At 55.8% G+C, this 4,133-nt stretch carries 6 protein-coding genes; 4 read left to right on the top strand and 2 right to left on the bottom strand.

The features are described 5' to 3' along the window. A partial coding sequence (locus AK59_RS0123400; protein ID WP_029883957.1) for a glutamate ligase domain-containing protein occupies positions 1 to 652 on the top strand: 652 nt, incomplete at its 5' end. A 102-nt stretch (positions 653 to 754) separates the two neighbouring features. On the opposite strand, the gene yjgA is transcribed toward AK59_RS0123400, so the two are convergent. Continuing rightward, positions 755 to 1,306 (bottom strand): ribosome biogenesis factor YjgA, encoded by a 552-nt coding sequence (gene yjgA / locus AK59_RS0123395; protein WP_008501414.1) that lies wholly within the window; start codon positions 1,304 to 1,306, stop codon positions 755 to 757. A 95-nt stretch (positions 1,307 to 1,401) separates the two neighbouring features. On the opposite strand from yjgA, the gene pmbA reads away from it, so the two are divergent. Together pmbA and cybC are read left to right on the top strand one after the other, a co-directional pair. After that, positions 1,402 to 2,754, top strand: a complete 1,353-nt coding sequence (gene pmbA / locus AK59_RS0123390) for a metalloprotease PmbA (RefSeq protein WP_032618803.1) — start codon at positions 1,402 to 1,404, stop codon at positions 2,752 to 2,754. Positions 2,755 to 2,794: 40 nt separating this feature from the next. Beyond that, on the top strand, positions 2,795 to 3,181 hold the full coding sequence (cybC, locus tag AK59_RS0123385; RefSeq protein ID WP_013095348.1) for a cytochrome b562: 387 nt from the start codon (positions 2,795 to 2,797) through the stop codon (positions 3,179 to 3,181). A 69-nt stretch (positions 3,182 to 3,250) separates the two neighbouring features. Here cybC and AK59_RS01000000124010 read toward each other — a convergent pair whose 3' ends face one another. After that, complete coding sequence (locus AK59_RS01000000124010; RefSeq protein WP_128569378.1) at positions 3,251 to 3,373, bottom strand: Hok/Gef family protein; 123 nt, start codon at positions 3,371 to 3,373, stop codon at positions 3,251 to 3,253. Between the two features lie 449 nt (positions 3,374 to 3,822). On the opposite strand from AK59_RS01000000124010, the gene AK59_RS0123375 reads away from it, so the two are divergent. After that, positions 3,823 to 4,133, top strand: a 311-nt coding sequence (locus tag AK59_RS0123375) for a glycine dehydrogenase (protein WP_156037816.1), incomplete at its 3' end; no start/stop codon positions are given.

Genomic DNA, 4,133 nt, shown 5'->3' with positions numbered 1-4,133 from the left:
GGGTGAGCAGGGCCACTGGCAGGCGAAAAAACTCAACGTGGATGCCTCGGAGTGGGAAGTGTGGCTCGACGGCGAGAAAGTGGGTGAGGTGAAGTGGGGCCTGGTTGGCGAACACAACATGCACAACGGCCTGATGGCAATCGCTGCCGCACGCCATGTGGGTGTTCAGCCTGCGGATGCGGCGAATGCACTGGGTTCATTTATCAATGCCCGTCGCCGTTTGGAGCTGCGCGGTGAAGCCCACGGCGTAACCGTGTATGACGATTTCGCGCACCACCCAACTGCTATTCTGGCGACGCTTGCAGCGTTACGCGGCAAGGTCGGCGGTACCGCGCGCATTCTGGCGGTGCTGGAGCCACGCTCTAACACCATGAAAATGGGCATCTGTAAAGACGATCTCGCGCCATCCTTAGGACGTGCCGACGAAGTCTTCCTGCTGCAGCCACAGCATATTCCGTGGCAGGTAGCTGAAGTGGCCGATGCCTGCATTCAGCCTGCGCACTGGAGTGCGGATGTTGATGCTCTGGCGGATATGGTGGTGAAAGCCGCTCAGCCGGGTGACCATATTCTGGTGATGAGTAACGGCGGTTTTGGTGGGATCCATCAGAAGCTGCTGGACGGTCTGGCGAAAAAGGCTGAGGCCGCAGAGTAAAAAAAAGCCCGGTGGCGCTAGCGCTTACCGGGCCTACATTACTCTTCTCCCTCTCCCCTATGGGGAGAGGGCTGGGGTGAGGGGGGAACAGGCGGTTCGATATTACTCTTCGTTCTCAGACAGCTCGCGCAGATACTGGAAAATCAGACGCGCGGACTTCGGCGGCTTATTCCCTTCTTTCTCTTTCTTCGCGTTGCGGATCAGTGAACGCAGCTGCTGGCGGTCGGCATCCGGCCACAGGTTCAATACTTCCGGTACCGCATCATCACCCTGTTCAATCAGACGGTCGCGGATCTGCTCCAGCTTGTGGAACAGCGCAACCTGCTGGTTGTGGCGGTTTTTCAGTTTATCCAGCGCCTGGCGGATCGGATCGACGTCGCGCTGACGCAGCATTTTACCGATAAGCTGAAGCTGGCGACGACGGCCTTCTTTTTTGATTTTCTGTGCCAGTTCAATGGCATCACGCAGATCCTGGTCGAGCGGGATCTTATCCAGCGCGTTTTTACCCAGTTCCACCATTTCTGCGCCAAGCTGTTTTAACTCTTCGGCGTCGCGTTTAATTTCACTTTTACTGACCCAGATGATCTCATCATCTTCGTCTTCGATGTCATCACCGGGAACGTCGTCGAGCCAGTCTTCGGGCTGCTTAGTCATGTCAGGCTCCTTAAAAAAAGAGGCTAATGTTACCAGTTAAGACGCGCACTGAAAAACGGTTCTCTGTTAGACTTCAGTTAACTCTCTCTTACAGTATGGCATTTGCGATGAAAGTAACCTCACAAGTTGAAGCGCAGCGTAAGATTCTGGAAGAAGCCGTCTCCACCGCGCTGACGCTCGCTTCAGGTAAATCAGATGGCGCCGAAGTGGCGGTCAGCAAAACCACCGGCATTAGCGTGAGCACCCGCTATGGCGAAGTGGAGAATGTAGAATTCAACAGCGATGGCGCGCTGGGGATCACGGTCTATCACCAGAACCGCAAAGGCAGCGCGTCGTCTACCGATCTCAGCCCCGATGCCATTGCCCGTACCGTGCAGGCGGCGCTGGATATTGCGCGTTACACCTCACCGGATCCTTATGCCGGCGTTGCGGATAAAGATCTGCTGGCGTTTGATGCCCCGGATCTCGATCTTTTCCACCCGGCGGAAGTCACCCCGGACGAAGCCATTGAGCTGGCCGCGCGTGCCGAACAGGCGTCTTTGCAGGCGGATAAACGCATCACCAATACCGAAGGCGGCAGCTTCAACAGCCACTACGGCATCAAAGTCTTCGGCAACAGCCACGGAATGCTGCAGGGCTATTGCTCAACCCGTCACTCGCTCTCAAGCTGCGTGATCGCCGAAGAAAACGGCGATATGGAGCGGGATTATGCTTACACCATCGGCCGCGCGCTGGGGGATTTACAGTCCCCTGAGTGGGTGGGCAAAGCGTGTGCTGAACGCACGCTGTCTCGCCTGTCACCGCGTAAGCTCTCCACCATGAAAGCCCCGGTCATTTTTGCCAATGAAGTGGCGACCGGCCTGTTTGGCCATCTGGTGGGCGCTATCGCGGGCGGCTCAGTTTACCGTAAATCGACCTTCCTGCTCGACTCACTGGGCAAACAGATCCTGCCGGAATGGCTGACCATTGAAGAGCACCCGCACCTGCTGAAAGGGCTGGCCTCTACGCCGTTCGACAGCGAAGGCGTGCGCACGGAACGCCGCGATATCGTTAAAGACGGCATTCTGACTCAGTGGCTGCTGACCAACTACTCCGCGCGCAAGCTGGGGCTGAAAAGCACCGGACATGCGGGGGGCATCCATAACTGGCGCATTGCCGGACAGGGCCTGAACTTCGAGCAGATGCTGAAAGAGATGGGCACCGGCCTGGTGGTGACAGAACTGATGGGCCAGGGCGTGAGCGGCATTACCGGAGACTACTCTCGCGGTGCGGCAGGCTTCTGGGTCGAAAACGGCGAGATTCAGTATCCGGTGAGCGAAATTACCATCGCCGGCAACCTGAAGGACATGTGGCGCAATATCGTTACGGTCGGTAACGATATTGAAACACGTAGCAATATACAGTGTGGTTCTGTATTACTGCCGGAAATGAAAATTGCCGGCCAGTAATACCCGAAAAGCGTTTTAATAATAAAAAAGGAAGTGAGCAATGCGTAAACACCTGTTAGCGATCGTCGCGGCTTCAACGCTGGTTCTTGGCTCTTCTGCGTTTGCTGCCGATCTCGAAGACAACATGGACATCCTCAGTCAAAACCTGAAGGTCGTGCAGAAAACGGACAATGCGGCAGAAATGAAAAGCGCATTGACCAAAATGCGTGAAGCGGCGCTGGACGCGCAAAAAGCGACGCCGCCAAAGCTGGAAAGCAAAGCGGCAGACAGCGCAGAGATGAAGGACTATCGCCACGGCTTTGACGTGCTGGTCGGTCAGATTGACGGCGCGCTGAAGCTCGCTAACGAAGGCAAAGTGAAGGAAGCCCAGGCGGCAGCCGACCAGTTTGTCGCGACGCGTAACACGTATCACAAAAAGTATCGTTAATTGGGTGCCTGAGCTGTACGTCCTTTCCCGTATGCGGGGGCGCAGTTAGCGCCCCCGCATCTTTGCTCCCTACTGGCCGGAGCGACACTCCATCCGCGCTGTCACTTCAAGCGAGCCGTTTCGAAAACGGATCTCGCACAGTGTTTTCCTCGTCACCAGCGTTAAGATGATTATTGTCAAAGCAATAATCATCAAAACCCGGATAATTGGGGATTGGCGTTTCATGGATGCCTCCTTGCTTTAAAGCGGGCGAGGTAGCGAACTCCACGGTCCGACGTGTCGTTTCGAGCCCCCGCCCTGATTTTTTATCAGGCGGGGCTTTCCACTTTCCGTCCCATGCCTGAGACGGTCAGTCTCAAGCACCCGCCGCCACTCTAGCGAATCCCCATAAGAAAACCTTATCCACGTCACATTTCTACGAGTCGGCTCGTAATCTTTTCCGCTTCGCTCTTCCCATATTTGCCGTCAGATAACGTGATATTCATCACGCAAATACAGCGATTTATCCAGATTCAGCCTATTTATGTGGCACAGATCACTGCTGCGGCTCGCCTTTCCACTTCGAAGTGGAAAACAACTCGCTACAAACCCGCCATCGCCAACGTTAGTTTTATTCCAGAGCCATTAACGGGGTAAGACCAGTGAGTAACGGAGCGGTAATGAACGACGTTGGGGATCAGGCGGAGCAAACAGAAAAGCTCGCGAACACCATGCTACAGCAGGTTTATGCCCTGCTGGCCCGGCACAACATCATCCCCAATGCAGTACAGGAACAGATGCTCACCTCCCATGTCCGCGCGATGGCGCACCGGTCCGTGACCGGCGAGCCGCTGCCGGAAGTGGAGGCAGAGCTGTTCGACGAAATTTCACCGGATTCAATGCGGCTCGCCCCGGAAGTGGGAGCGCAGTTTGGCAACCCTCCTGATGAAGAAGCCTGGCTGCTCTCCGTTCA

The organism is Enterobacter sp. T1-1 (genome assembly GCF_000710795.1).
GTDB lineage: Bacteria > Pseudomonadota > Gammaproteobacteria > Enterobacterales > Enterobacteriaceae > Enterobacter > Enterobacter cloacae.
Note: the sequence above shows the minus strand (reverse complement) of the source record. Positions and strands in the feature narration are given on the sequence as shown.